Source organism: Microbacterium sp. M1A1_1b (genome assembly GCF_053345565.1).
The window spans coordinates 21,079-47,806 of record NZ_JBKFAJ010000011.1 but is presented as its reverse complement, the minus strand read 5'-3'; the positions used below and the strand labels follow the sequence as shown (position 1 = coordinate 47,806).

At 70.7% G+C, this 26,728-nt stretch carries 26 protein-coding genes; 17 read left to right on the top strand and 9 right to left on the bottom strand.

Features of this window, described 5'->3' with window-relative positions; translation table 11 throughout:
* Window positions 1–4 precede the first annotated feature (4 nt).
* Complete coding sequence (locus tag ACLBWP_RS17815) at window positions 5–1,048, top strand: NAD(P)-dependent alcohol dehydrogenase (RefSeq protein WP_447656172.1); 1,044 nt, start codon at window positions 5–7, stop codon at window positions 1,046–1,048.
* A gap of 160 nt (window positions 1,049–1,208) precedes the next feature.
* Window positions 1,209–2,369 carry a peptidoglycan DD-metalloendopeptidase family protein gene (locus tag ACLBWP_RS17810; protein ID WP_279397206.1) on the top strand — a complete coding sequence of 387 codons (1,161 nt, stop codon included), beginning with the start codon at window positions 1,209–1,211 and terminating at the stop codon, window positions 2,367–2,369.
* A gap of 63 nt (window positions 2,370–2,432) precedes the next feature.
* Here ACLBWP_RS17810 and ACLBWP_RS17805 read toward each other — a convergent pair whose 3' ends face one another.
* Genes ACLBWP_RS17805 through ACLBWP_RS17780 form a run of 6 tightly spaced genes read right to left on the bottom strand, consistent with a single transcriptional unit; the run spans window position 2,433 to window position 10,165 of the window.
* Window positions 2,433–3,134 (bottom strand): GntR family transcriptional regulator, encoded by a 702-nt coding sequence (locus tag ACLBWP_RS17805; RefSeq protein WP_447656171.1) that lies wholly within the window; start codon window positions 3,132–3,134, stop codon window positions 2,433–2,435.
* A 13-nt stretch (window positions 3,135–3,147) separates the two neighbouring features.
* A complete protein-coding gene (locus ACLBWP_RS17800) occupies window positions 3,148–4,815 on the bottom strand; it encodes a dipeptide ABC transporter ATP-binding protein (RefSeq protein ID WP_447656170.1) in 1,668 nt (555 codons plus the stop codon).
* Window positions 4,799–6,676 carry a gamma-glutamyltransferase family protein gene (locus tag ACLBWP_RS17795; RefSeq protein WP_447656169.1) on the bottom strand — a complete coding sequence of 626 codons (1,878 nt, stop codon included), beginning with the start codon at window positions 6,674–6,676 and terminating at the stop codon, window positions 4,799–4,801. Before ACLBWP_RS17795 ends, ACLBWP_RS17800 begins: the two co-directional genes overlap by 17 nt.
* A gap of 8 nt (window positions 6,677–6,684) precedes the next feature.
* Window positions 6,685–7,560: an ABC transporter permease gene (locus ACLBWP_RS17790; RefSeq protein WP_447656168.1), complete on the bottom strand. Its 876-nt coding sequence runs from the start codon at window positions 7,558–7,560 to the stop codon at window positions 6,685–6,687.
* The gene (locus ACLBWP_RS17785) at window positions 7,557–8,510 is read right to left on the bottom strand and encodes an ABC transporter permease (RefSeq protein ID WP_447656167.1); all 954 of its coding nucleotides are present in this window, start codon (window positions 8,508–8,510) and stop codon (window positions 7,557–7,559) included. Before ACLBWP_RS17785 ends, ACLBWP_RS17790 begins: the two co-directional genes overlap by 4 nt.
* Complete coding sequence (locus tag ACLBWP_RS17780) at window positions 8,507–10,165, bottom strand: ABC transporter substrate-binding protein (protein ID WP_447656166.1); 1,659 nt, start codon at window positions 10,163–10,165, stop codon at window positions 8,507–8,509. The genes ACLBWP_RS17785 and ACLBWP_RS17780 overlap by 4 nt, the downstream gene beginning before the upstream one ends.
* Before the next feature lie 255 nt (window positions 10,166–10,420).
* Between ACLBWP_RS17780 and ACLBWP_RS17775 the strand changes: the two genes are divergently transcribed.
* From ACLBWP_RS17775 to ACLBWP_RS17760, 4 genes are all read left to right on the top strand, one after another.
* Window positions 10,421–11,317 carry an NYN domain-containing protein gene (locus ACLBWP_RS17775; RefSeq protein ID WP_447656165.1) on the top strand — a complete coding sequence of 299 codons (897 nt, stop codon included), beginning with the start codon at window positions 10,421–10,423 and terminating at the stop codon, window positions 11,315–11,317.
* A 201-nt stretch (window positions 11,318–11,518) separates the two neighbouring features.
* Window positions 11,519–12,619, top strand: a complete 1,101-nt coding sequence (locus ACLBWP_RS17770; RefSeq protein ID WP_447656206.1) for a type I restriction endonuclease — start codon at window positions 11,519–11,521, stop codon at window positions 12,617–12,619.
* A 79-nt stretch (window positions 12,620–12,698) separates the two neighbouring features.
* Window positions 12,699–13,541, top strand: coding sequence for a sulfite exporter TauE/SafE family protein (locus ACLBWP_RS17765; RefSeq protein ID WP_243564303.1), 843 nt, complete (start codon window positions 12,699–12,701; stop codon window positions 13,539–13,541).
* 64 nt (window positions 13,542–13,605) lie between these two features.
* Window positions 13,606–14,238 (top strand): DNA alkylation repair protein, encoded by a 633-nt coding sequence (locus ACLBWP_RS17760; RefSeq protein WP_447656164.1) that lies wholly within the window; start codon window positions 13,606–13,608, stop codon window positions 14,236–14,238.
* 50 nt (window positions 14,239–14,288) lie between these two features.
* On the opposite strand, the gene ACLBWP_RS17755 is transcribed toward ACLBWP_RS17760, so the two are convergent.
* Window positions 14,289–15,143: a polysaccharide deacetylase family protein gene (locus tag ACLBWP_RS17755; protein ID WP_447656163.1), complete on the bottom strand. Its 855-nt coding sequence runs from the start codon at window positions 15,141–15,143 to the stop codon at window positions 14,289–14,291.
* 344 nt (window positions 15,144–15,487) lie between these two features.
* Here ACLBWP_RS17755 and ACLBWP_RS17750 point away from each other — a divergent pair, with 344 nt between their 5' ends.
* From ACLBWP_RS17750 to ACLBWP_RS17735, 4 genes are all read left to right on the top strand, one after another.
* On the top strand, window positions 15,488–16,711 hold the full coding sequence (locus ACLBWP_RS17750) for a zinc-dependent alcohol dehydrogenase (protein WP_447656162.1): 1,224 nt from the start codon (window positions 15,488–15,490) through the stop codon (window positions 16,709–16,711).
* Window positions 16,708–17,736 carry an NAD-dependent epimerase/dehydratase family protein gene (locus ACLBWP_RS17745; protein WP_447656161.1) on the top strand — a complete coding sequence of 343 codons (1,029 nt, stop codon included), beginning with the start codon at window positions 16,708–16,710 and terminating at the stop codon, window positions 17,734–17,736. Before ACLBWP_RS17750 ends, ACLBWP_RS17745 begins: the two co-directional genes overlap by 4 nt.
* Window positions 17,737–17,832: 96 nt before the next feature.
* Entirely contained in the window at window positions 17,833–18,249 is a 417-nt protein-coding gene (locus ACLBWP_RS17740; protein WP_447656160.1) for a DUF6314 family protein, read from the top strand.
* A 4-nt stretch (window positions 18,250–18,253) separates the two neighbouring features.
* Complete coding sequence (locus tag ACLBWP_RS17735) at window positions 18,254–18,931, top strand: pentapeptide repeat-containing protein (protein WP_447656159.1); 678 nt, start codon at window positions 18,254–18,256, stop codon at window positions 18,929–18,931.
* A 195-nt stretch (window positions 18,932–19,126) separates the two neighbouring features.
* On the opposite strand, the gene ACLBWP_RS17730 is transcribed toward ACLBWP_RS17735, so the two are convergent.
* Window positions 19,127–20,113 (bottom strand): NAD(P)/FAD-dependent oxidoreductase, encoded by a 987-nt coding sequence (locus ACLBWP_RS17730; protein ID WP_447656158.1) that lies wholly within the window; start codon window positions 20,111–20,113, stop codon window positions 19,127–19,129.
* 58 nt (window positions 20,114–20,171) lie between these two features.
* Between ACLBWP_RS17730 and ACLBWP_RS17725 the strand changes: the two genes are divergently transcribed.
* Entirely contained in the window at window positions 20,172–20,789 is a 618-nt protein-coding gene (locus tag ACLBWP_RS17725; protein WP_447656157.1) for a helix-turn-helix domain-containing protein, read from the top strand.
* An 18-nt stretch (window positions 20,790–20,807) separates the two neighbouring features.
* Here the strand turns inward: ACLBWP_RS17725 and ACLBWP_RS17720 are convergent, their stop codons facing one another.
* Complete coding sequence (locus ACLBWP_RS17720; RefSeq protein WP_447656156.1) at window positions 20,808–21,473, bottom strand: hypothetical protein; 666 nt, start codon at window positions 21,471–21,473, stop codon at window positions 20,808–20,810.
* 629 nt (window positions 21,474–22,102) lie between these two features.
* Between ACLBWP_RS17720 and ACLBWP_RS17715 the strand changes: the two genes are divergently transcribed.
* From ACLBWP_RS17715 to ACLBWP_RS17690, 6 genes are all read left to right on the top strand, one after another.
* Window positions 22,103–22,627, top strand: coding sequence for a hypothetical protein (locus ACLBWP_RS17715; protein ID WP_447656155.1), 525 nt, complete (start codon window positions 22,103–22,105; stop codon window positions 22,625–22,627).
* Window positions 22,614–22,991 carry a hypothetical protein gene (locus ACLBWP_RS17710; RefSeq protein ID WP_447656154.1) on the top strand — a complete coding sequence of 126 codons (378 nt, stop codon included), beginning with the start codon at window positions 22,614–22,616 and terminating at the stop codon, window positions 22,989–22,991. The genes ACLBWP_RS17715 and ACLBWP_RS17710 overlap by 14 nt, the downstream gene beginning before the upstream one ends.
* A gap of 128 nt (window positions 22,992–23,119) precedes the next feature.
* Window positions 23,120–23,797, top strand: coding sequence for an HAD family hydrolase (locus ACLBWP_RS17705; protein WP_447656153.1), 678 nt, complete (start codon window positions 23,120–23,122; stop codon window positions 23,795–23,797).
* Between the two features lie 45 nt (window positions 23,798–23,842).
* Window positions 23,843–24,325, top strand: a complete 483-nt coding sequence (locus tag ACLBWP_RS17700; RefSeq protein WP_447656152.1) for a GNAT family N-acetyltransferase — start codon at window positions 23,843–23,845, stop codon at window positions 24,323–24,325.
* Window positions 24,326–24,392: 67 nt separating this feature from the next.
* Entirely contained in the window at window positions 24,393–25,013 is a 621-nt protein-coding gene (locus tag ACLBWP_RS17695; RefSeq protein ID WP_447656151.1) for a TetR/AcrR family transcriptional regulator, read from the top strand.
* Window positions 25,010–26,707, top strand: a complete 1,698-nt coding sequence (locus tag ACLBWP_RS17690) for an MDR family MFS transporter (RefSeq protein WP_243564316.1) — start codon at window positions 25,010–25,012, stop codon at window positions 26,705–26,707. The genes ACLBWP_RS17695 and ACLBWP_RS17690 overlap by 4 nt, the downstream gene beginning before the upstream one ends.
* Window positions 26,708–26,728 lie beyond the last annotated feature (21 nt).

Sequence of the window (26,728 nt, the reverse complement as noted above, 5' to 3'; positions counted from 1 at the left end):
GCGCATGCGTGCAGTCGTCTTCGAGCAGTACCAGACCTTCCCGTCCCTGACCGAGGTCCCGAAGCCGACACCGGGTCCGGGCGAGGTCCTGCTCAAGGTCGCCGGTGCCGGCGCATGCCACTCCGACGTCGCCGTGTACCGCGAGTTCCAGCAGGGGCAGCCCGGTGCCCAGGCGCCCGCGTTCGTCCTGGGACACGAGAACTCCGGGTGGGTCGAGTCCGTCGGCGACGGCGTGACCGGGTTCACCGAGGGCGACGCCCACCTGGTCTACGGCCCCACCGGCTGCGGCCACTGCACCTTCTGCTCGAAGGGGCAGGACACCTACTGCGTGAACGCGGCCACCAACCCGGCGGCCGGCATCGGACTCGGGCGCGACGGCGGGATGGCCGAGTACGTGGTCGTGCCCGCTCGGAACCTCGTGCCACTCGGAGATGCGGACCCGATCGCCGCCGCACCGCTCAGCGACGCCGGCCTGACGCCGTACCACGCGATCAAGAACGCCCTGCCGAACCTGGCCGGTGGCGGACGCTTCGCCCTGGTCGTCGGCCTCGGCGGACTCGGCCAGATCGCCGTGCAGATCCTGACTACCCTGACCGGGGCGACCGTCATCGCGACGGACATGAAGCAGGACGCCATGGACCGCGCCGCCGCCCGGGGAGCGCTGACCGTCCCCGGCGGCCCCGACCAGGCCGACCGCATCCGTGAGCTCACCGGCGGGCGGGGTGTCGACGCGGCCTTCGACTTCGTCGGCGCGGCGCCCACGATCACGGTCGCCCAGGCGTCGATGGCCGTCGGCGGGCGGTTCACCGTCGTCGGCATCGCGGGCGGCACGACGACGTGGAACTTCTTCTCGACGCCGTACGAGTCGACCATCACGAACACGTACTGGGGCACGATCGAGGACCTGCACGAGGTCGTCGCGATGTACCGCGCGGGTCAGATCGTGCCGGACGTCGAGCGGTACGCGATGGACGACGCGCTCGCGGCGTACCGCAAGCTCGAGGCCGGCGAGCTGTCCGGGCGCGCGGTCGTGGTCCCGTCGGCCTGACCGCGCCTGCACGTCTGCGGCCCGCGTGCCACCCCCGCAACTGGGGCTGTGGGCGATCGCGTGCACTTGTGACGATCGTTCGGCGACGCGAACAGGGCGCGTCGGACGACCCACTTGCGGGTCGGCGGCCCGCGCCGTTCTCCGCGGGAGCAGGGGAACCATGCGCAGGACCACGATCTGGACCAGGGCCGTCACCGCCGTCGCCGCGATGGCGGTCGCCCTCACCGGCGCGCTCGTCGCCGCGCCCGCACACGCAGCCACCACGCACGTGGGCACCATGAAGGCGGGGACGACGCTCGTCCCGGGTGACCAGGTCACCTCGAACAACGGACAGTTCCGCCTCGTCATGCAGGGAGACGGCAACCTGGTCGAGTACGGGGTGGGCAACGTCGTCCTCTACGCGTCGGACACGGCGAACAAGCCCGGCGCGGTGGCGGTCTTCGGCACGGATGGCGTGATGACGCTCCAGCTCGGTGGCAGGGCGTTCAAGCAGTGGGGCACGAGCACCACGCGCGGCCTGGACTTCGGCGTCCGTCCCGACGGCACCATGCGGTCGATGAACACGGCGAAGCAGGTGCTGTGGTCGATCGCGTCGTTCCAGAGTCGCGTCCCCGCCGGATCGGTCCTGCTCGCGGGCACGACCCTCCGGCCGAGCGCCAGCACGGCGCAGGTCGTCACCATGCAGCCGGACGGCAACCTGGTGCAGTACACGAACGGCAAGCCGACCTGGTCCACCCGGACGAACAACAACCCGGGCGCGTGGGCGGCGATGCAGACGGACGGCAACTTCGTCGTCTACCGCGCCGACAAGAAGGCCATCTGGTCGACCGGCACCCACCGCGCCGGCGGGGGGACCCTGCTGCTGCAGGTCGACGGCAACATCGTGCTGTACGGCAAGGCGGGCACGCGGGTGTGGTCCGCACGCGCGGTCACCACGCTGCAGTGGCCCGTCGTGAGTCGCGTCATCAGCGGCCGCTACGGGGACGACCGCGGCGCCGGACACGTCCCGCGCTACCACCAGGGCACCGACGCCGCCGTCGGCATCGGCACGCCGGTGTACTCGTCCGCGCCGGGCACCGTGTCCAAGACCGTCGCCAACGACCCCTCGTACGGCAACTACGTCGTGGTCACCTACGGCGTGACGACCGTGCTGACGGCGCACCTCAGTCAGATCGAGGTGTCCACCGGGCAGACCGTCCGCGCCGAGCAGGAGATCGCGAAGTCCGGCAACACCGGGCAGTCGACCGGACCGCACGTGCACGTCGAGGTCCGGGTGAACGGGAACCTGACCGACCCGCTGACGGTCCTGCAGTTCCGCTAGTCGACCGTCGGGCCGTCGGGCCGTCGGGCCGTCGGGCCGTCGGGCCGTCCGGTTGTCCGACCGTCAGGCCGTCGGGCCGGCCGTCCGCAGCTCGGCCGCGCGGTCGGACGAGGACCTGGCCGCGTAGCCGATCCGGCTCTCGCGGACGTGCCGCCCCATGCGCTCCGCCGCCTGGTCGACGTCACCGGCGTCGATGGCGGCCAGGATCCGGCGGTGGTCCGGCCACAGCCGCTTGCCACGCGAGGACGTGTCGAGCGCGTACAGCCACTCGATCTTGCGGGACAGCTGCACGAGCAGGGTCGCCAGCGTGCTGCTGCCGGACAACTCGGCGACCAGCAGGTGGAAGCGTTCGTTGAGGTCGACGAGCAGGTCGAGCTCGTCCCGGTCCACCGCGGCGTCCCCGTCGTCGAGCACGGCACCGAGTGCGCGACGGACCCGCCACCAGTCCGATGGTGGGGCGTCTCCGTCGAACAGGGTCCGGGCGCGGACCGCTGCCCGTCGCGCCGTGGCGATCTCGAGGGACTCACGGACGGCGAACAGGTCGTCGGCCTCGTCGAAGGGGATCTCGGCGATCCGTGACCCGACGTTCGGCCGCGACACCACGAAGCCCTCGCCCTCGAGCCCTCGCAGCGCCTCGCGGACGGGCACCCGTGAGACGCCGTACCGCTCGGACAGGAACGCCTCCGTCACCCGGGTCCCCGGTTGCAGGGCGCCCGACACGATGTCGCGACGGATCGCGTCGAGGACCCCGCCACCGTTCAGCACGTGCACCAGCGTCTCACGCGACTGCCTCGGCGAGACCCCTCCCGGGGATGGCGTCGAGCAGGTCACGTGTGTACTGCTCCTGCGGGTCGTCGAACACGTCGGCGACCGAGCCCCGTTCGACGACCGTCCCGCGGCGCATCACCACGACGTCGTCGGCGATCCGCCGGACCACCCCCAGGTCGTGCGTGATGAACAGGTAGCTCAGACCCAGGCGGTCCTGCAGGTCCTCGAGCAGCGCCAGGATCTGCTCCTGCACCAGCACGTCGAGCGCCGACACCGCCTCGTCCAGGATGAGCACCTCGGGCTCGAGCGCGAGCGCCCGCGCGATGGCCACGCGCTGCCGCTGCCCGCCGGACAGCTCGTTCGGCCGCAGCTGTGCCACCGACCGGGGCAGGGCGACCTGGTCGAGCAGCGTCGCCACGCGTTCGGTCCGCGAGGCGCGGTCGCCGACACCGAACACCCGCAGGGGTTCGTCCACGATCCGCTCGATGGTCGAGGTCGGGTCGAGCGACCCGTACGGGTCTTGGAACACGGGCTGCACGCGGCGCCGGATCGCCCGTCGTTCGGCACCGCGAGCCGTCCCGATCGCGTGCCCGTCGACGAGCGCCGTGCCCGAGGTGGGGGCCTCGAGCCCGAGCAGGACCCGGGCAACGGTCGTCTTGCCCGAACCGGACTCGCCCACGACCGCGGTCGTCGTGCCGCGGCGGACCTGGAACGAGACGCCGTCCGCCGCTCGGAGCGTCCCCGCCCCACGTCCACGGACCCGGTACTCCTTGACCAGGTCGGTGACGACGAGGATCGGGTCCCCGGCGTCGGTCGCCGGTTCCGTGCCCCCGGACAGTGCGGGTGCTGCCGCGATGAGGCGCTTCGTGTACTCGTGCTGCGGGTCGCGCAGGATCGCCTCGGGAGCACCCTGCTCGACGACCTCGCCGTCGAGCATCACCACGATCCGGTCGGTGCGGTCCGCGGCGACGCCCAGGTCGTGCGTCACGAACAGCAGCGTGGTGCCGTGCTGGTCGACGAGCGTCTGCAGGTGGTCGAGGATCTGCCGCTGCACCGTGACGTCGAGTGCGCTGGTCGGTTCGTCCGCGATCAGCAGCTCGGGCTGCCGTGCCAGGGCGATCGCGATGAGGATGCGCTGCCGCATCCCGCCGGAGAACTCGTGCGGGTACTGGTCCGCGCGCCGGGCCGCCTCGGGGATGCCGGCCTCGGTCATGAGCGCGACGACCCGGTCGCGGATCGCTGCCCGTCCGCGCATCCCACCGGCCCGGAGTGTGTCGGCGACCTGCGCGCCGACCCGCATCGACGGGTTGAGGTTGGTCGACGGGTCCTGCGGCACCAGCCCGATGCGGCCGCCACGGACCGGACGCATCACCGATTCGTCCGCCGCGCCGATGTCGACGGCGCCCAGGTGGATCGAGCCGCCCGTGATGTGCCCGGCGCCGGGCAGCAGCCGCAGCACGGCTGCGATGAGCGTGGACTTGCCGGACCCGGACTGCCCGACGATCGCGACGCGCTCGCCGCGCCGGACGTCGAGGTCGACGCCGTGCAGGACCTCGCGGTCGCCGAACGCGACCCGCAGGTCGCGGACCGACAGCAGGGGGTCGCCGTGGTCGACGACGGTCGGGAGGCCCGGTTCGGCCCCGGCGGTCGGGTGGCGGTCGTCAGCGTCCTGTGGCATGGCCCTGTGCTCCTCTGGGGTTGGCGGCGGCGCCGAGGACGCCGGTGGCGGGGTCGCGCGTCACGCACGACAGGCGGCCGAGCGACCAGTCGCCCGCGCGGGTGACGACGTGGCCGAGATGCTCGAGCCCCGCGATCACGTCGTCACCGAGGCGGTCCTCGACGACCAGGCCGCCGGGGGTCCACGTGCGGGGCCAGAACGACCCCGGGAACGACGTCGTGTGCAGGGCGGGGGCGTCGATCGCCTGCTGCGGGGAGTACCCGCCGACGATGGTGCGCAGCAGGAACAGCAGCTGCCACTGGTCCTGCTGGTCACCGCCCGGCGAGCCGAGCGCCATGACGGGTTCGCCGTCGCGCAGCACGAGCGTCGGGGTGAGCGTCGTGCGAGGGCGCTCGCCGGGGCGCAGCGTCGACGCGGTGCCCGCTTCGAGCCAGGTCATCTGCAGGCGGGTGCCCAGGCAGAACCCGAGCTCGGGGATCGTCGGGCTCGACTGCAGCCAGCCGCCAGACGGTGTCGCACTGACGATGTTGCCCCAGCGGTCGACGACGTCGATGTGGCACGTGTCGCCGCGCGTCTCGCCGGTCTCCATCACGATCGGCTCGCCGCGGTCCTCGGCGGGTGCCGCCGTCCCGCCGCGGGCACCGGGCACGGTGGGCTCGCCGACGCCGGCGATCGGCTCGCCGCCGGGCGTGTAGGTCTCGCGCAGCGGCGGCAGCGCTCCGGCCGGCGCCGTGACGATGCCCGGACGGAGCTCGTGCGAGGCGCGGTCGCCGATCAGGGCACGACGGGCGTCGGAGTAGTCGTCGGCGAGCAGCTGGTCCATCGGGACGTCGCCGTCGCCGTAGTACGCCTCGCGGTCGGCCAGGGCGAGCTTCTGCGCCTCGACGATCGTGTGCGCACCCCGGACGGTCGACGGGTCGAGCAGCGCGTCGTCCAGCGGGTCGAGCAGCCGCAGCGTCTGCAGGAGCGCGGGGCCCTGTCCCCACGGCCCCGTCTTGGCGATCGTGCACCCGCGGAACTCGGCGGTCGTCGCCGGTTCGTACGACGCCCGGAAGGCGGCCATGTCGCTCGCCCGGATCACGCCTGCGTGGTCGGTGCCCGACGCATGGCGGTGCGGGTCGCGCACGAACCGGTCGACTGTCTGAGCGACGAAGCCCGTCGCCCACGCGTCGCGCGCGGCGTCGATGCGCGCAGCGCGGTCCGCCGGGCCGTCCCCGTTGGTGCCGGAACCCGCGTCGACCAGTCGGTCGAGCACTGCGGCCCAGGTCTCGTTGCGCAGGACGGTGCCGGGGACCGGTGCCGAGCCTCCCGGCAGCCACCGGTCGGCCGAGGTTGGCCAGTGGTCCCGGAACAGGTCCGCGACCGTCGCGATCGTCGCGGCCACGCGCGGTGCGACAGGATGACCGTCGCGCGCGTACCCGATGGCGTACGCCAGCACGTCGGCGAGTTCCCACGTGCCGTGGTCGCGGAGCAGCAGGAACCAGGCGTCGACGGCGCCGGGCACGGCAGCGGCCAGCGCACCGGCGCCGGGGACCAGGTCGAGGCCCTCTGATCGGAAGTGCTCCGGTGTGGCGGCCGCTGGGGCGGGGCCCTGGCCGGACAGGACCGTGGGGACCTTGTCGGCAGCGGTCGCGAAGACCGCCGTCATGTCGCCGCCCGGGCCGTTCAGGTGCGGTTCGACGACGTGCAGGACGAACGCACCCGCGACGGCGGCGTCGAAGGCGTTGCCGCCGCGTTCCAGGACGGACTGTGCGGTGGATGCTGCGGTCCAGTGCGTCGCGGCGGCCATGCCGAACGTGCCCTGCAGGTCCGGTCTCGTCGTCTCGACACCGGGTTCGACGAAGGCGGGGTTGGAGCTCATGGTGCGTGCTACTTCCGGTCGGAGGCGGTCGGGTCGAGGGCGTCGCGCAGGGCGTCCCCGAACAGGTTGAAGCCGAGGCAGATCACGGCGATCGCGACACCCGGCACGACGGCGGCCCACGGTGCCTGGCCGAGGTACTGCTGCGCGTCGGACAGCATGATGCCGAGGCTCGGCGTGGGCGGCTGGATGCCGAGCCCCAGGAACGACAGCAGGGCCTCGCCGATCACCGCGACCGGCATGATCACGGTGGCCTGCACGATGATCGCCGACAAGCAGTTCGGCAGGACGTGCTGCGCGATGATCCGTGCGCCGCCGGCGTCGAGCGTCTTCGCGCTCGTCACGAAGTCGGCGCTCGTGATCCGGAGCGTCTCACCGCGGACGATGCGGATCATCGCCGGCACGTGCGAGACACCGATCGCGATGACCGCGTTCGACAGGCTCGGACCGCTGATGGCGGCGAGCCCGACCGCGATGATCAGGAACGGGAACGCCAGCGCCACGTCGGTCAGGCGCGAGATGATCGCGTCGAGCCACCGCCAGTACCCGGCGAGCAGGCCGAGCGGGGTGCCGACGACGACCGACACCAGCACGGACAGCGCTCCGACGATCAGCGAGACCTGGATGCCGTACAGCGTGCGGGACAGGATGTCGCGCCCCAGGTCGTCGGTGCCCAGGCCGAACCCGACCGTGAACGGCACCTGGAACGGCAGGTCGAAGTGCGTCTGCGTGGGGTCGTGCGGCGCGATGAGCGGGGCGGCGATCGCGGCCAGCACGACGACGGCGAGCATGACGCCCCCGGTCAGGCCCAGCCGGTTCGCCCGCACCTGCTTCCAGACGCGGCCCCGGCTGGAACCGAGGTCGAAGGTGGTCGTCACGGCGGTCACTGGGTGCCTCCCACGCGGATCTTCGGGTTGATGACCGAGTACAGGACGTCGACGGCCAGGTTGATGAGCACGTACCCGACGGTGATCACCAGCACCACGGCCTGGATCACCGGGTAGTCGCGGGTGAACACCGCATCGAGGGTGAGCTTGCCGAAGCCCGGCAGCGCGAAGATGCGCTCCGTGACGACGGCGCCCGAGATCAGGCCGCCGAGCTGCAGGCCGACGATCGTGACGACCACGATCATCGAGTTCCGCAGGCCGTACCGGAGCAGCACCCGGCCCCGGCTCAGGCCCTTCGCGCGGGCGGTGCGGACGAAGTCGGTCTTCATCGTCTCGATCATCGACGCGCGGGTCTGTCGCATGATGACCGCGGCGAGCGACGTGCCGAGGATGAGCGCCGGCAGGGTCAGGTGGGAGATCGCGCTCGCCGGGTTCGTCGTCATCGGGACGTAGCCCGACGCCGGGAACCACCCCAGGCCGGCGGCGAGCCACACGATCGCCAGGATGCCGAGCCAGAAGTTCGGCACCGACAGGCCGACCAGGGCAGCGGCGTTCGCCATCCACTCGGGCCACCGACCGCGGTACCGCTCGGCGATCGTGCCCAGGGCGACGCCGACGACGACCGCGACGACGATGGCGTAGAGCGCGAGCCACAGCGTGACGGGGAGCGTGCCGCCCAGGAGTTCGGTGACCGGGGTGCCCGTGCGGGTCGAGCGACCGAAGTCGCCCTGCAGCGCGTTCACGACGAAGCGCCAGTACTGCACGAGGATCGAGTCGTCGAGGCCGAGCTGCTGTCGGACCACCGCCAGGCGCTCGGGGCTCGCCTCTTCGCCGGCCAACGCGAGTGCCGGGTCGCCCGGCAGTTGCCGGACACCGACGAACACCACGATCGACGCGAGCACGAGGGTGATCGCGGACTGCCAGAGCCGCGTGGTCACGTACCGGATCACTTGCTGCCGCCTTCCACGAACGCGGCCTGGCTGAGCCGGACCACACCGTCTGCGTACGTCGAGACGCCCGCGATGTCGTTCCGGACGCCGGTGATGCTCCGGGTCCGGTAGAGGTAGATGATCGGGTCGTCCTGCTGCACGATCGCGGTCATCTCGCCGTACAGGGCAGCGCGCTCCTGCTCGTCGGTGGCCTGCGCGGCGCGGTCGATCAGGTCGTCGACGTCGGGGTTGCTGTACCCGGCGTAGTTGTTGCCGCCGCCGGTCGCCAGGAACCCGCCGATGTTGCCGTGCGGGTCGACGCGGCCGGACCAGCCGAGCTGCAGCGCCTGGAAGTCGCCGCGGGTCTGGTCGTCCAGCAGGGTCGTGTACTCGACCGGGGTGATCGTGATCGCGAACCCGCCGGCCCGGGCCTGCGACTGCAGCGCCTGGGCGAAGCGGACGGTGTCGGGGGTGTTCGTCACCTCCATCGCGATCGGGAACGGCTGCTGCACACCCGCCTTCGCCAGGATCCGCTTGGCCTGGTCCGGGTCGTACGCCGGGCAGGCCGTGCTGGCCTTCGTGGCGAACACGCTGGTGTCCGGGACCGGCGAGCACGCGACGTCAGCCCACCCGTGGAAGACGCTCTGCACGAGTTCGGCGCGGTTGATCGACATCGACAGGGCCCGGCGCACGTCGGCGCGCTTCGCCAACGGGGTGTCGATCTGCTTCGGGTCCGTCCCGACGCCGTCCTGGTTGCCGATGTTCACGGTGATGCCCTGGTAGCCGAGCGACCCGACGCGCAGGACGCTCAGGTCCTTCCGCTTCCGCAGGTCGTCGACGTCCTGGGTCGAGATCGTGTCCGCCACCTGCACGTCGCCGGACCGCAGGTTGGCGGCACGGATGCTGGCGTCCGTGATGATCCGGTAGGTGATCGTGTCGAAGTGGGCGCTCGCCGGGTCGTGGTACTCCGGGTCCTTCTCGACCTGGATCGAGGTCTGCGGGACGCGCTTGACGAACTTGTACGGTCCAACGCACACCGGGGCGTCCCCGAACGCGTCACCCTCTCGCTGCAGCGCCGTCGGGGACATCACCATGCCGGCACGGTCCGCGAGCGCCGCGGTGATCGGGGCGAACGGGGTGTCGTAGTGCAGGCGCACCGTCTTGTCGTCGACGGCCTCGACCCGCGACACCGGACCCATCTCGCTCTTGCGGCTCGAGTCCTCCTTCGTCAGGTTCCGCTCGAGCGTCGTCACGACGGCCGCGGCGTCGAACGGGGTGCCGTCGGCGAAGCGCACGCCGGTCCGGACCGGGAACGTGACCGTCTTGCCACCGTCGGACACCGTCGGCAGGGCCGTCGCGAGCATCGGCACGATCGTCCCCTCGGCGTCGATGTCGTAGAGCTTCTGGCACATCGTCTCCATGACGTACCGGGTGTACAGCGACGACGACGTGGTCGGGTCGAGACGGTCCGGCTCGGCCGACAGCGCCATGACGAGGTCACCGCCCTCGCGGACCTGCTGGTCGCCGATCGGGGTCGTGGTGACGGTGCCGGCGGTCGTGCCGCCGGCCTTCGAGCGTTGGACGGGGACGCACGCCGTCAGGGCGAGTGTCGCTGCGATGACGACGGCGGGCAGCGCGATGAGCGTGCGACGGCGTCGGGAGCTGATCCGGGACATGGAGTTCCTGATGCTGGTGGGCTGTGGCGTTCCTTGTGGGATCGCGCTCAGGAGATGCTGTGATTGCATACAATCACACGTGATTGGACCGGCTTGTACACAATGTGTTTCGAGTGTGTAAAACCGATGCTGTCCGCAGGTCGGTCTCGGCATCCGGTACGTCACGGCCCGCGTCCGGCACGTCGAGGGGAACGACCCACGAGCGCCGCAGATCCAGGAACGGTACCTGCGGGCCCTCGGGACACTGCCTCGTCGATGACCGAGATCGCCGAGTCCGGCAACACCGGCCGGTCCACCGGGCCCCACGTGCACGTCGAGACGCGGATCAACGGCACCTCGAAGGCCCCGTTGACGCAGCTGCACTTCCGCTGGTCCCAGCGGGTGGGCGCCGCGAATGCAACATGTTCGGTGCCCCAGTGCGTGGTCCGGCAAGATCGCGCGATGGCACCCTTCCCGCTCCGCTCAGACCGGCCCACCGCGTTCGTCCACGTCGACGGCTTCAACTTGTTCCGCCGGGCGTTGCAGGGCCATCACGACCGCAAGTGGCTCGACCTCGAGCTGCTGTGCGAGCGGCTGCTCCCGACGTTCGACGCCGGGCAGATCCGGTACTTCACCGCACGCGTGCGACACGTCGAGGGGAAGGACCCACGGTCACCCCAGCACCAGGAGGCCTACCTGCGGGCGCTCGGGACCCTGCCGTCCGTCTCCGTCCACTTCGGGACCTTCCGCGCGGACAAACGGTGGATGGCGGTGTCGCCGCTCGAGCTGGACGACGATGGTGCTCCGAAGCGCGTCCGGGTCCGGAAGATCGAAGAGAAGGGCACGGACGTCAGTCTCGCCGCCCACATGGTCGCCGATGCGATGAGCGGGTCTGCCGACGCGTACTTCCTGCTCTCGAACGACTCTGACTTCGTCGACGCCCTGCGGCTCGTGCGAGAGCGGACCCGTCACGAGATCGGGTTGATCGTCCCGACCGAGAACGCTCCAGCGCGGACGTTGCTCGAGGTGCGGCCTGATCATCTCCGGCACGTCCGGCCGGCGACCATTCGGGACAGTCAGTTCCCTGACCGTCTCGTGGATGAGCTCGGAGGGTTCGCCCGCCCGCGAAGCTGGCGAAACGCAGGAGCCCCGCTCGGCGAGCGGGGCTCCTGACCGGTTAGCCACTGACGGCACCCCGGGGGGTGATTCGACCGTAGCGACTGTCGGTGCCGCGTCACAACGAACATGTCGTATCAACAGTGCTGCGGGCACCTTGAGTGGCGTAGTGCGGCACCGGCCCGAGAACTGGGGGCCCGCACGACTACCTGTACTGACGGTTGTTCAACTACGGTCGCAGTGATCGAGGGAGAGACCGTGGAGTTCGAAGAACGACTTGCAGCGCTGGCGACGAAGGTGCGCAACCAACGTGATGCCATCCAGACCGAGGAAGCGACGAAGAACGCGTTCGTGATGCCGTTCATCTCGACGATCCTCGGGTACGACGTGTTCAACCCGCTCGAGGTGGTGCCGGAGTTCACCGCCGACGTCGGCGTCAAGCGCGGCGAGAAGGTCGACTACGCGATCATGCGGGAAGGCGAGGTGCAGATCCTCATCGAGTGCAAGAAGTCCACCGAGCCGCTGAAGATCGAGCACGCGTCGCAGCTGTTCCGCTACTTCTCGGTGACGAACGCCCGTATCGCGGTCCTGACGAACGGTGAGGTCTACAACTTCTACACGGACCTGGACGCTCCGAACAAGATGGACGACCGTCCGTTCCTGGTCCTCGATCTCGCAGACATCGACGAGACCCTGCTGCCGGAACTCCGCAAGCTGACGAAGGACGTCTTCGACCTCGACTCGGTCATCAACGCAGCTGAGGAGCTGAAGTACGTCGGTGCGATCAAGCGTGAGATCGCCAGCCAGTTCCGCGAACCGGACGAGGCGTTCGTCAAGCTCTTCACCTCCAGGGTCTACGAAGGCCGCCGGGTCACCCAGGAGGTCCGGTCACAGTTCACGACGCTCGTCGCGAAGGCATCGAAGCAGTTCCTCAACGAACAGGTCAACGACCGGCTGAAGACCGCGCTCGGCGCTTCCTACTCCGCGCCGGTGAGCGTCGAAGCGTCTGAGGGGGTCGTGACCAGCGAAGCCGTCGCGCAGGACGACATCGACCGTGACACCGAGATCGAGACGACGCTCGAAGAGCTCGAGGGGTACCAGATCGTCAAGGCCATCGCCTGCAGTGAAGTCAAGCCGGACCGCATCGCGCACCGGGACCAGAAGTCGTACTTCGCCGTGCTGCTCGACGACAACAACCGGAAGCCCATCGCTCGCCTGTGGTTCAACGGCAAGAAGCAGAAGTACCTCGGGCTGTTCGACGATGACAAGGTCGAGACGAAGCACCCGATCGAGGCACTCGACGACATCTACCTGCACGCCGACCACCTGCGCGGCACGGTCGCGCGGTACGAGGTCTGAGCGTTCCGACCGCTGAGGGGCTCGGGACGCGCACACCGCCGGCGCGCTGCAGCGGTACCCGCGCCGTACCCTGGACGTGATGACCTCACGCACCGCCAGACTCCTCGTGCTCATCGTCATCGGCGTGCTGGCCGGCGTGCTCTCCGGCCTGTTCGGCGTCGGCGGTGGCGTCATCGTCGTGCCGGCACTCATGGCCTTCCTGCACATGGACCAGCGCAGCGCGTCGGCCAGCTCGCTCGTGGCGATCGCTCCCGCGGCCGTGGTCGGGGCCGTCACCTACGCCGTGCAGGGTGAGGTCCACTGGCTCGCCGCGCTGACGCTGGCGGTCGGCGGCGTCATCGGCGCACCGGTCGGCGCCAGGCTGCTCCGCGCAATCTCGCTGCGCGTGCTGCCGTGGGTGTTCGTCGGGTTCATCGCCGTGGTGCTGGTGTCGTTGTTCACGAACACCCCGACGCGCACCGGCGACGTGCACTTCGGGGTCGTCGAGGCGCTCGTGCTGCTGGGCATCGGCCTGCTGTCCGGGGTGCTGTCCGGCCTGGTCGGCGTGGGTGGCGGGGTCGTGATCGTCCCGGGCATGGAGCTGGCGCTCGGCGCGGGCGACCTGCTGGCCAAGGGGACGTCGCTGCTGACGATGATCCCGACCACGGTCTCCGGCACTGTCGCCAACCTGCGCCGGGGCGCGGTCGACCTGCGTGTCGGGCTGACCGTCGGCATCACGGCGGCGATCTGCTCGCCGGCGGGTGCAGCACTCGCGCGGATCGTCGACCCGCAGGTGGGGACGTGGCTGTTCGCGGCGTTCCTGGTGGTCGTCGCGGTGATCGTGGTGCGCCGTGGCCTGCGCTCGGCGCGCGCCGGTGCGCAGCCGGGGCCCGGCGGTCTGGAGGGCGCCGCCGAGTCGGCGACGGGCGTGGCGGACCGGTGACGGGCCTCCCGGGAGGCTTTGCACGCGTCGACGACGCGACCCGCGTCCGGTGGGTGGTCGCCGCATGAGCCGTGCGAGCGCCGAAGACGTCCTGGTCGCGTTCGCACGGACGCCGGGTGACGTCGCGGCCGCGCGGCGGGTGGCGCGGCAGTTCGCCGACCTGGACCAGGGCGAGCGGTCCGCGCTGCTGTGGAGTGAGGACCCCGGCGCGCGGCTGGTGGCCGTGGTGCTGCTCGTGCAGGCGATGCGCGAACGGGCCGACCCGGAGCTGACCGACGAGTACCTGTCGGCGGCGCGGGCGGAGCGGATCGACCGGGCGGAGCTGGTGGACCTGGCGGCCGAGGAACTCGTCGGCGCACCGATGCTGGGCGGGTCGACCGGGCCGCTGTTCGCGCTCGCGAAGTCGGACGTGCCGTGGGTGCGGCGGATCGCTGTGGTGGCGACCCTGGCGTTCGTGAAGCAGGGCGACGCCGAGGTGCCGCTCGCGGTCGCTGGCCGGTTGGTCCGCGAGAAGGGCGACGTCGTGCAGTCGGCCCTCGGCTGGGTCCTGCGCGAGGTGGGCAAGCGGGCGTCGGAGCCGGCGCTCGTCGCGTTCCTCGAGCAGCAGGGGCGGTTCCTGACCCCCGGTGCGCTGACGACGGCGACCGAGCACCTGCCCGCTGCGGAGCGCGACCGGCTCGTGACGGCCGCGCGATAGACCTGCTGGGCGACACGGCCGAGCCCGCGGCCGTACGGCACCGGGCGGTGCTACCGCGTGAAGACGTCGTCCAGGGTGTACGTGGCCAACTGGCGCTGCTGCAGGAGCTCGTGCAGCCGCGGCAGGGCGCCGATCGTGCCGGGGAAGTTGGCGTGGCCGATGACGATGTGGGCCGGCAGGAACCACTGCTCGGCGAACCCGACGATCTGGTCCGCGGTGATGTCGCCCGAGTCGGCGAGCGACCCGTACCAGAGCAGCGGCGTCGTGTACCCGGCACGGGCGGCGGCGGCATCGACCCGGGCGTCGTGGTACCCGAAGGGCGGGCGGAAGTACGGCTTGGCACTCACGCCGAAGGTGTCCTGGATGAAGTCGTGGTTGCGCGTGAGCTGGTCGATGATCCCCTGGTCGGAGAGCTTCGTCAGCGCCGGGTGGTCCCACGTGTGGTTGCCGAGCTGCACCTGCCCCGAGGCCACCAGCGGCCGGAGCAGGTCCGCGTGGTCGGTCCACGACGGGCGGACACCGTTGACGAAGAAGGTCAGGCGCGTGCCCGTCTCGGCGGCGAACCGGGCGTAGGCCTCGACGACCTCGCTCGAGGCGCCGTCGTCGACCGTCCACGCGATGCCCGGTGTGCCTTCCGGCAGGCCGGTGACCGTGCCGTGCGGCAGGGGCTGTCGCTGCAGGGCGGGCCTTGTCGGGGTCGGGGTCGGCGTGGGGGTCGGTGTGGGCGTTCGTGTGGGCGTTCGTGTGGGGCTCGTGCTCGGCGTCGCGTCCGTCGTGGTCGCGGTGGTGCTGGCACGCGGCGAGGGTGTCTCCGAGCAGGCCGCCAGCGTCCCCGCGAGCACCGCTCCACCGACGCCGGACAACAGCGCGCGTCGGGACGGGGTCCGGGCAGGTCGATGGGTCATCGTCGAACCATCCTCACGAGTGTCGGCGAGCCGCACATCAGCACCGAGGACGATCCCGGATGGCCGACCGGCCATCCGGCGGGGCGGGGCGCGGTGCCGCGCCCGAGTCTCGGCCCCGCGGACAGAACGCGGCCCGCGGACGGTGCATCCTGTCCGCCTGGCCGAGACTCGGCGTCCGCGCCGGCCCGGCGTCCGCGCCGGCCCGGCGTCCGCGCCGGCCCGCCGGCCGGCGGCTGCGGCACGCGGCCAGGGCTGGGAAGCCGCCACGGGGCGGCCGGGTAGCCAGGAACCGGACGCGAGTCGACCCTCCCGGTCGGCCCGCCCCGCGACGAGAGGAGCGCCCAGTGCGCGCACTGACCTGGCAGGGCACCGAGAAGGTGTCCGTCGAGACCGTCCCCGACCCCACCATCCAGCAGCCGACCGACGCGATCGTGCGGATCACCTCCACGGCGATCTGCGGCTCCGACCTGCACCTGTACCGCGTGCTCGGCCCGTACATCGACAAGGGCGACGTCCTCGGCCACGAGCCGATGGGCATCGTCGAGGAGGTCGGCTCCGCCGTCACGAACCTCAAGGTCGGCGACCGTGTCGTCGTCCCCTTCAACATCTCCTGCGGGCACTGCTACATGTGTCAGCGCGGGCTGCAGTCCCAGTGCGAGACGACGCAGGTCACGGAGTACGGCAGCGGCGCCGCGCTCTTCGGCTACACGAAGATGTACGGCCAGGTCCCCGGCGGCCAGGCCGAGTACCTGCGGGTGCCGCACGCCGACTACGGGCCCATCGTGATCCCGGACGACGGCACCCCCGACGACCGGTGGCTGTTCCTGAGCGACATCCTGCCGACGGCGTGGCAGGCCGTGCAGTACGCCGACGTGCCCGAGGGCGGAACGCTCGCGGTGCTCGGCCTCGGCCCCGTCGGCCAGTTCGCGGCCCGCATCGGCAAGCACCTGGGCTACCGGGTGCTCGCCGTCGACCCCGAGTCGGTGCGCCGTGACCTCGGGACGAAGTACGGCGTCGAGACCCACGACCTGACCAAGGACGTCGTCGCCGAGCTGGTCGACGCCACGGACGGCCGCGGCCCCGACGGCGTGGTCGACGCGGTCGGCATGGAGGCCCACGGCAACCCCGTCGCCGGCTTCGCACAGCGGGCGGCCGGGCTGCTGCCCGACAAGCTCGCGCAGAAGGCGATCGAGACGGCGGGCATCGACCGGCTGGCGGCCGTGCACGCAGCGATCGACCTGGTCCGCCGCGGTGGCACCGTCTCGTTGAGCGGCGTCTACGGCGGCATGGCCGACCCGATGCCGATGATGACGCTGTTCGACAAGCAGATCACCGTGCGCGAGGGCCAGTGCAACGTGAAGCGCTGGATCGACGACATCATGCCGCTCGTCGCCGACCCGTCGGACTCGCTCGGCACGCTCGACCTGACGTCGCACCGCGTCTCGCTAGAGGACGCCCCGCACATGTACGAGGTCTTCCAGAAGAAGCAGGACGACTGCGTGAAGGTCGTCCTCGACCCCGCCATGGCCGCGGGTTCGCGCACCGCGGGTTCGCCGGTCTCCGCGTGACCCGCGTCGTCGTCGTCGGTGCCACCGGCAACGTCGGGACCGTCGTGCTCCGCCGCCTGTCGGCGGAGTCGGACGTCCAGGCGGTCGGGGTCGCCCGACGCCTGCCCGACGCGCACACCGCGCCGTACGACGACGCCCTCTGGCACGCCGTCGACGTCGGTGCGCCGGACGCGGTCGACCAGCTGGCCGCCGTGTTCCAGGGCGCCGACGCCGTCGTGCACCTGGCGTGGGCACTCCAGCCGACGCACGACATCCCCGCGCAGTACCGGACCAACGTGGTCGGGACGGCGAACGTGCTGGCCGCCGTCGCCCGGGCCGGTGTGCCGCAGGTCGTCGTGGCGTCGTCCGTCGGCGCCTACCGTGGCGTCGACGTCGAGGGGAAGCGGCAGCGGGTCGACGAGTCGTTCCCGACCGACGGCATCCCCACCGCGACCTACGCCGTCCACAAGGCCGAGAACGAGCGGGTCCTGGACGTCTTCGCCGCCGCGAACCCGTCGGTGGTCGTGACGCGGCTGCGGCCGGGCCTGGTCTTCCAGAAGCCCGTGGCCGCCGAGCTCCGCGGGCTGTTCCTCGGACCGCTCGTCCCGATGGGCATCGTGCGGTGGATCCGCTGGGCGGTGCTGCCGCTGCCGTACGCGTTCGTGTTCCAGGCCGTGCACGCCGACGACCTCGCCGATGCGTTCTGGCGCGCGATCGACCGGCGTGCCGGCGGTGCGTTCAACATCGCCGCGACGCCGGTGCTCACACCGCCACGGATCGCGCGGGTGCTCGGCATGCGCGGTGCGGTCCGCATCCCGTTCCGGTTGCTGCGCGGGATCGTGACGCTGACGTGGCGGCTCCGCCTGCAGCCGACGGACGCCGGGTGGCTGGACATCGCCGCGTCGGTGCCGGTCATGTCGACCGACCGGGCGCGCACGGTGCTCGGTTGGGAGGCTCGGCACAGTGCCACGGACGCGCTCGCCGACCTGGTGGCCGGTTTCGCCGAGGGGACGAACGTCCCGGGGTCCGGTCCGCTGCGCGGGTAGTCCACACGGCGCCGTGCGGTCCTCGCGCCGTGCGGTCCTCGCGTCGGCGGTCGTCGCGCCGGCGCTCTCCGCGTCGCTCGACGGTAGCCTGCTGGGATGCTGCCGACCGACCTGCTGGGCACGTGGACGCTGCGGCGGAGCCTGCTCGACCGGCGCGCGGGCACGTCCGGATCGGTCGTCGGCACGACCTCGCTCCGACGGGTCGCGGCGGACGAGGTGGCCTGGACCGAGGCGGGCACGATGACCTTCGACGGGCGCTCCGTCCCGGTGTCCCGGACGCTGGTCGTGCGCCGTGCCCCCGACGACTCCTGGACCGTGCACTTCGCCGACGGCCGGGTCTTCCACGACTGGGTGTGGGGCGCCCCGGTGACCCATGCGTGCGCCCCGGACGACTACACTGGTGCGCTCGCCGGCGACACGTCGCGGTGGACCGTCCGGTGGGACGCACGTGGTCCGGCGAAGGACCTCCGGCTGGACAGCGTGCTCGAGGGTCGGACCCACGCGGCAGACTGATCGCATGGCTCGCACCCCTGGCCGGTCCTCCGGCACCGACGCCCCCCGCATCACCAGCACCGAGCCCGTCGACCTGACGGACTGGCAGCCCGGACCCGGCGACGTGCTGTCGGGCGACCGCATCGACGGTCGGCGGATCGCGCGACTCGACATCGACGGGGAACGCGTGCCGGACCTGGAGATCGAGGAGTGCGTCATCGAGCAGCTGCACGCCGACGGCGCCGACCTGCGCGGTGTCCGGGTGCACGACAGCGTCGTCGAGCACCTCGACGCGCCGGTGCTCCGCGCGTCGAGCAGCACCTGGCGCGAGGTCCGTATCGGCGGCGGCCGCATCGGCTCCGCCGAGCTCTACGACGCGGGCCTGAACGGGGTCGAGTTCGTCGGGATGAAGCTCGGGTTCGTGAACCTGCGCGGGGCGACCGTCACCGACGTGCTGTTCCGCGACTGCGTCATCGACGAGCTCGACATCGCCGACGCCCGGCTGCTGCGCGTGTCCTTCGAGGGCACCAGGATCCGCGCTGCCGAGGGGTCGAACACGAGCATCGCGCACGTGGACCTGCGCGGGGCCGACCTGGACCGGGTGGAGCGGCTCGAGGGGTTCCGCGGGGCGACGATCGCGTCCGACCAGCTGTTCACACTGGCGCCGTTGTTCGCGGCCCAGGCGGGGTACCGCGTCGATTGAGGTCGAGCGGGCCGCGGGCTGCGCTCGGCGGTCCCGGCGGCCGGGGTGGTGCGAGGCTGATCGCGTGGTACGAGGTTGGTTCCTCGCACGGGGCGGTCAACCTCGCACCGGCCGTCGACCTCGCACCGTGCTCAGCGGCGCCGTCGACGCACGAGGCGTTCAACCCCGCACCGCGCCGTCAACCGCACCGCGGCGTCAAGCGCGAACGGTGCGCAGCGCCGCCGCCAGGTCCGCCTGGATCAGGTCGCCGTGCACGGCCGCGCCCGCGGTCGTCCCGGCAGCAGCGGACACGATCACCGTGGCCATCGGCGCCGACACGTTGCCCACCGCCCACACCCCGGGGACGTCGGTCGCGCCGGTCGGCCCCACGGGCACCGCGCTGCCGAACCGGTGGTCGCCCATGAACTGGTCCACCGCGACCAGCCCGAGCCCCGCCAGGCCGTCGACGCGCGCCTCGGCCGAGCTCGCCGCCGCCAGCGCATCGAGCGCCACGGTCGAGCCGTCGCCGAGCGTTACGCCACGCAGCACACCGACGCCGGACGCGTCGGCCCGTTCCGACACCACGGACGTCACGGGCCCGTCGACGACCGCGATGCCCCGGGCGCGCAGACCCGCCAGGTCGGTGTCGCTCACCAGCGCCGGGTCCGTCACGAACACCGTCACGCGGTCGCTCAGCGCCCGCCACATGAGTGCCTGGTGCGCGCCGAACGGGGTGGTCACGAGCACGCCGATGTGTTGGTCGCGGACCTCCCACCCGTGGCAGAACGGGCAGTGCACGACCCCGCGGCCCCACTGCTCTGCAAGGCCCGGCACGTCCGGCAGGACGTCCACGGCGCCGGAGGCGACGACCACCCGGCGGGCCGAGACGGTCTCGCCGGACGCGAGGGTGGCGGTGAAGCCGACCGGGTCGCCGTCGGTGACGGGTCCGGTGGAGGTGGCCACGATCCTCCCGGTCGTCACGCGGACGCCGTACTGCGCGACCTCGGCGCGACCGATGCGGGCGAGTTCGCGCGGACCGGTGCCCTCCTGTCCGAGGTAGTTGTGCACCCCTGCTGCGGGGGCGTTGCGCGGTTCGCCGGCGTCGAGGACGCGCACGGAGCGGCGGGACCGGCCGAGGATGAGGGCGGCAGCGAGGCCGGCGGCACCGCCGCCGACGACCAGGACATCAGTGGTGTCAGACATGCGCACCATCGTCCGGTCCGATGTCGGTCCTGGCAATCTTCCTTGCTGCTCTGGCAACATGGCGGCCATGACACACGGACACCAGGCTCCGGTCGCCTCGCGGACGACGGCACAGGTCGTCGACGGGGTCGGCCCACGGCTGCGCGCCCTCCGACAGCGGCGCGACGTGACGCTCGCTGCGCTCGCGACGGAGACGGGCATCTCGGTCAGCACGCTGTCGCGGCTGGAGTCGGGGCAACGCAAGCCGACCCTCGAGTTGCTGCTCCCGCTGGCACGCGCGTACCAGGTGCCGCTCGACGACCTGGTCGGGGCGCCGCAGACCGGGGACCCGCGGGTGCACCTGAAGCCCGAGTCGCACGGCGGACGCGTGGTGATCCCACTGACGCGCCGGACGGGTGGGGTGCGCTCGTTCAAGCAGCTCTTCCCGCCCCGTTCGCCGGCCGGTGAGCCGAGTCTGCAGACGCACGAGGGGTACGAGTGGCTCTACGTGCTGTCCGGGCGCCTGCGACTGCTGCTGGGGGAGCGTGACCTCGACCTGGGACCGGGTGAGGTCGTCGAGTTCGACACGCACACGCCGCACTGGATCGGCAACGTCACCGACCAGGTCACCGAGGTGCTCTGCCTGTTCGGCCCGCAGGGCGAGCGGGCCCACGTGCGGATGCGTCCCGCGGGGTGATCCCGGCGCCGTCCCGGGTCAGAACACGTGCGCCATGACGTCGTCGAGCAGACCGGTCGTCGGCACGTTCGCCTGGTTGATCTCGATGCCGATGTCACCGCGGGTGAAGTACGTGTCGCCGACGGGCACCTGGTACTGCTCGTCGGTCGTGACGCGCTGGCAGCGGTAGCCCTCGGCATCGTGGTCGCAGTCGTACCCCTGCAGCGCCTGCAGTGCGCCGAGGGCCCTGGCCGAGTCGACGACGTCGACCGCGATCGACAGGTACGAGATGTCCGTGCGGGGGTCCTTCCAGACGCAGTACAGCCGCTTGCCGTCGGGCTGCACCACCGTGTCGAACGCGGACTTCGGTCGGACGACCGGGTCGCCGACGACGGCCGGGTCGTTCAGCGGGGCCGACGTGAAGTCCCACTTGCCCGCCGTGATCAACCCGTCGCAGGTGGCCGGGACCGTGCCGGCGTCGTCGTCGGAGCCCGGGGCCGCGGTGATGGTCGAGCTCGGACGAGGTGTGCCGGACGTGTCACTGGCTGTGGCGCTGGCCGACGTGGTGGGGGCGGCGGTCGTCGGGTTCGCCGAGGTCCCGGTGACCGCCGCACCGGTCGCGCACCCGGCGAGCACGAGCACCGCCGCGACCGCCCCCGCGAATGCCGTCAGTCGTGTCCTGTGCATCGTCGTCCCCCAGTTCATGAGGACGACTCTAGGAGGAGCCCGGACGGTCCGACTGCCCCGTCACCGGATCGTTGTGATGTGCGGGGAAGCGTCCCCAGCTATCCGCGCGGCGCGACCCGCGGAAGCTGGTCATGCTTTGCGGAGAGCGGGCCGGGCGGTGGCGTGGGGTAGCTCAATGTCGCTTGCCGCCACTTCAATCAAGACGGGGGACGAGCCGTCCGTTTCGAACGAAGCTCGCCAGCCCCTTGGTCACCAAAGGCAGGATGCGGGTAAGGGCGTCGCGCCGCAGCCAAGGGCGGCGCCACGCTGTCGCGCCGGGCTTGAGGCGCCGCGCAGGACGCGACCCGACGGTATAGGACTTGTCGCTGGTTGCCTCTTGCGGCAATGGTCGCGCGCGCCGTTCGTCGGACGAGGACTTGAGGTCCTGCATCCGCAGGTGAGGCGGTTTCAGCTGGCTCTGAATAGTTCACGTTTTTCCGCTTCTCAGTAGGGCCGTAAGAACTTACCGATGTGTCCGTGATGCGACTCGGTGAGCAGTGCAAGAGGAATCCTCGTAAGTAGGGTAGGGTGCGCTTTAGGATCTTCGTCCGGGCTTCGCGGTAGCGTTTCCCCCACAACATGGTTCACAGAAAGCGTCTTCACTGCTCATGCCACTGCTCGACACAAGCGCTGCACCTGGATGGGCTGACTGGCTCGGGCTCGTGCTGACGGTTGTTGGGTTTCTCGTCGCGATCATCCAGGCGACTCGCGCTCGCCGAGTTGCTGCTGCGGCGTCTGAGGCGCTCGCACGCGCTGAGAAGCGGCTGCATATGGACGCCCTGTTCGCGTTGCCGGCATCTCTCGCTGACACCAGAGGTGAACTGAATTGGGCAGAAGCAAACGATGACATGTCAGTTGCCCGATTCGCGCTGCTGCGATTGCATAATCGGTCGAGCGAGGCGCTCTTACTCGTGGCGGATGACAGTTTCGACGTTCTAGAACAAAAAAAGTTAGCGCGTCTGCTGCGGCGAGTAGTTAAATCGAGCCTCGCAGCGAAGGATCAGCTCGCAGACGCTCCGAGCGTCGCTGCGGCGATCATTGATGTTGCAAAAGACTTTGACGAATTAACTGGCCAACTGGCAGCAAGTACCACAAATATGAGAATGCGAGTGTCTACTAATGCTTCTGAATGACAGTGAATGGGCAAATCTCATTGAGCGACTCGAGGCGGTTACCGCCAAGCGTTCTCTGTCCTGGGAGGAAGTGCAGGTAGAAGACGACTCGGAGGGCAACTCTTACTACCGCGCTGCGGTTGGCGAGACGGTGTACACCTTGGGCGCTGTCGACGGAGATGGGGTTTCACCGTTCTTCTTGGAGATTTGGCGAGATGGAAAAATATTCGATCAAATTCAAACTCCTGCCAATCGAATTTCTGCCGATGATCTCGTAAGTATCCGGAATGGTCTACGGGATCTACATCGCGAGGTCGGTAGGGCAGTGAATCGGGCCCCGGAACGAGTGGCGATGTTGATGTCCGACCTTGCGACGCTCGAATGACCGAACATCTAAGCTCTCCTCGGAGTTTCGATTGCGCGTCGACTACTTCGAGACAAACATCGGACTTCGAACAGCGGTAGACGCGGAAGGCTGCGCGAAATCACGGGTTGCACGAGCATCCTGGTCGGATGGCAGACGCTCCCACCACCGCGGTCCTCTTCGACATCGACGGCACCCTGGTCGACTCGAACTACGCCCACGTCGACGCATGGTGGCGTGCGTTCCGGGTCGTTGGCGCGTCGGTCGACGCGTGGCGGATCCACCGGTTCATCGGGATGGACGGCGCCCGACTGCTTGACGAACTCGTGCCGGACATGTCGGACGAGGACCGCGACACCGCGAAGCAGTACCAGTCGGCCTACTTCGCCGAACACATGCCACGTCTGCGCCTGCTGCCGGGCGCCCGTGAACTCCTGCAGGCCGTGGCAGCGCGGGGCCACGCGGTGGTGCTCGCGACGAGCGCCTCGGCGAACGAACTCGTCCGCCTGCGGGAGCTGCTCGACGCCGAGCAGTGGATCAGCGTCGTGACGAGCGGCGCGGACGTTCAGCAGGCGAAGCCCGCCCCGGACATCGTGCAGGTCGCGCTCGACCGTGCCGGCGTCGACCCGTCGAACGCCGTGATGATCGGGGACGCGATGTGGGACGTCGAGACCGCGGGCTCGGTCGGCGTCGCCTGCATCGGCGTGATGACCGGTGGCATCGGGGGCGACGAGCTACGCGGTGCCGGGGCGGCGGCCGTGTACGACGACGCTGCGGCGGTGCTGGCCGGGATCGACGACGGACCGATCGGGGCGCTCGGGCGCTGAGCGAGCGTCGTCCGGCCGCGTGCTCGCGTGGGAAGATCGGTGATCGTGATCACGATCGAACGCGTTGCCTGGGACGACCCCCGCGCCGTCGAACTCCGGAACCGGATGGACGACGAGATGCACGAGCGGTACGGCTCGGCCCAGCGCGACGAGGACCCGGCGGTGACGGCCGAACGCGACCGGGCGCTCGCCGTCGACCCGGCTCGGGTCATCACCTCGCTGCTCGCGGTCGACGAGTCCGGCGCGGCGATCGCGCACATCGCGGTCCGCTGGCTCGGCGACGAGGTCGAGCTGAAGCGCCTGATCGTGCTGTCGAGCGCACGGGGCAAGGGTGCGGCGACGGCGCTGCTCGATGCCTGCGCCGAGGTCGGCCGCGAGGTCGGTGCGACCCGGCTGATCCTGCAGACGGGTGACAAGCAGCCCGATGCCGTCGCGCTGTACCGCAAGACCGGCTGGCGGCAGATCCCGGTCTACCCGCCGTACGCCGCGACGATGCCGTGGTCGTTCTGCTTCGACAAGGCGATCTAGGCCGCGGTTCCTGCGGATCCGCCGACACTGAATTGCACTCTGGCGCGTGGAGTGCAATTCTCTACCGGTGAGCACCGCCGAACGCACCCGCACCCTGCGGCGACAGATGATCGTCGAAGCCCGTCGGGCGACGGTGGCGGACGGGCTCGGCGGCTTCACCATCGAGCAGCTCTGCGAGACGGTCGGTGTCTCGCGCCGCACGTTCTTCAACCACTTCGCGTCGAAGGAGGACGTCGTCCTCGGCATCGAGCTGCACGCCGACACCGAGGTGCTGCAGGCATTCGCCCACGGTGACGTCGTGGCGCGTGACCTCGACCCGCTGGCCGCACTCGTGGCGCTCGCGGTCGAACAGGTGCGCACGATGGAGCTCGACCGGTCCGAAGAGGTGCTGATGCGCCAGGTCCTCGAGCGCGAGCCGGCGCTCCTGGCCCGGTTCCTGTCGGCCACCGACGTGCAGCTCGCCCGCGTGGCCGATGCCCTGCGTTCCCGCTTCGGCTGGACGGCGCCGGACGATCCGCGCGCCCGACTGGTCGCCGAGGCAGCGGCCGGCGTGCTCAAGGTCTCGGCCGACCAGTACTTCGACGACGCCTTCGACGTCGCGGGTGGCCCGTCCTTCGACGAGCTGCTCACCACCAACCTCCGCCTGCTCAGGGCGGCCATCACCACCCGACAGGACGACACCCCATGAGCACATCAGCGCCGCGCGCCGCCAAGCGCACCCGGCCCGGGACGGACGGGCCGCTCCTGCTGACCCAGCGCCGGATCTGGATCATCTTCGCCGCGCTCATCGCCGGCATGCTGCTGTCCAGCCTCGACCAGACGATCGTCTCGACCGCGATGCCGACCATCGTCGGTGACCTCGGCGGCGTTGCGCACCAGGCCTGGATCACGACCGGGTACCTGCTGGCGTCGACCATCGTCATGCCGATCTACGGCAAGTTCGGCGACGTGCTCGGACGCCGCAACCTGTTCCTCATCGCGATCGCGCTCTTCACGTTGGCGTCGCTCGGCTGCGCGGTGTCGACCGACTTCTGGCAGTTCGTGGTGTTCCGCGCGATGCAGGGCCTGGGTGGCGGTGGCCTGATGATCCTGTCGCAGGCGATCATCGCCGACATCGTCCCCGCGTCCGAGCGCGGCAAGTACCTCGGCCCGCTCGGTGCGATCTTCGGCCTGTCCGCCGTCGGCGGCCCGCTGCTCGGCGGCTTCTTCGTCGACCACATGACCTGGCACTGGGCGTTCTGGATCAACATCCCCGTGGGCATCGCGGCGTTCTTCGTGGCCTGGTTCGCGCTGACGCTGCCGAACAAGAAGGCGACCAAGCGCATCGACGTCCTCGGTGTCGCGCTGCTGTCCGCCACCACCGCCTGCCTGGTCTTCTTCACCGAGTTCGGCGGCAACCGCCAGCACGGCTGGGGTGCGCCGGAGACCTGGGCCTGGGGTGCCGGGTTCGTCGTCGCCGCCGCGCTGTTCGTGTTCGTCGAGGCGCGTGCGCAGGACCCGATCATCCCGCTGTCGTTCTTCCGCAACCGCACCTTCGTCACCGCGACGGCGATCGGCTTCGTGCTCGGCCTGGGGATGTTCGCCGCGATCGGCTTCGTCCCGACGTTCCTGCAGATGGCCTCGGGCACCTCGGCGGCGGTCTCCGGGCTGCTGATGCTCCCGATGATGGCGGGGCTGATCGGCACGTCCATCCTGTCCGGCACGCTCATCACGAAGACGGGCAAGTACCGGATGTACCCGATCATCGGCACGATCGTGGTCGGTCTCGCGATGCTCGGCATGACGACGTTGGCCGCCAGCACCCCGATCCCGCTGATCTGCGTCTACCTGTTCGTCTTCGGCGCCGGCCTGGGCCTGATCATGCAGGTCGTGGTGCTCGTCGCGCAGAACGCGGTCCCTGCCGAGCAGGTCGGCACCGCGACGTCCACGAACAACTACTTCCGCGAGGTCGGGGCGTCGCTCGGCGTCGCCGTCTTCGGCGCGATCTTCACGTCGCGACTGACGGACAAGCTCACCGACGTGTTCACCAGCGCCGGTGGCAGTGCCTCGCAGGCGGCGAACGCGAGCGCCAGCATCGACCCGACGCAGCTGTCGAAGCTGCCGCAGGCGGTGCAGGACGGCATCGTCAACGCCTACGCCGACTCCCTGTCGCCGGTGTTCTGGTACCTGCTGCCCTTCATCGCGATCGCCCTGGTGCTCGCGCTGTTCATCCCGCAGATGCAGCTCAACGACGTGGCCGGCATGGTCGCCCGCGGCGAGGCAGTCGGCGGGGCCGAGGCCGACGAGCTCGACCGCGCGCAGCGCGGGGGAGCGGACGAGGCGCCGGCGGAGCCGGTCGGCTCCGCGACGGGGTCGGTCCCGACGACGCGTCGCGACGAGTAGACGCGACCACCCACGGACGGG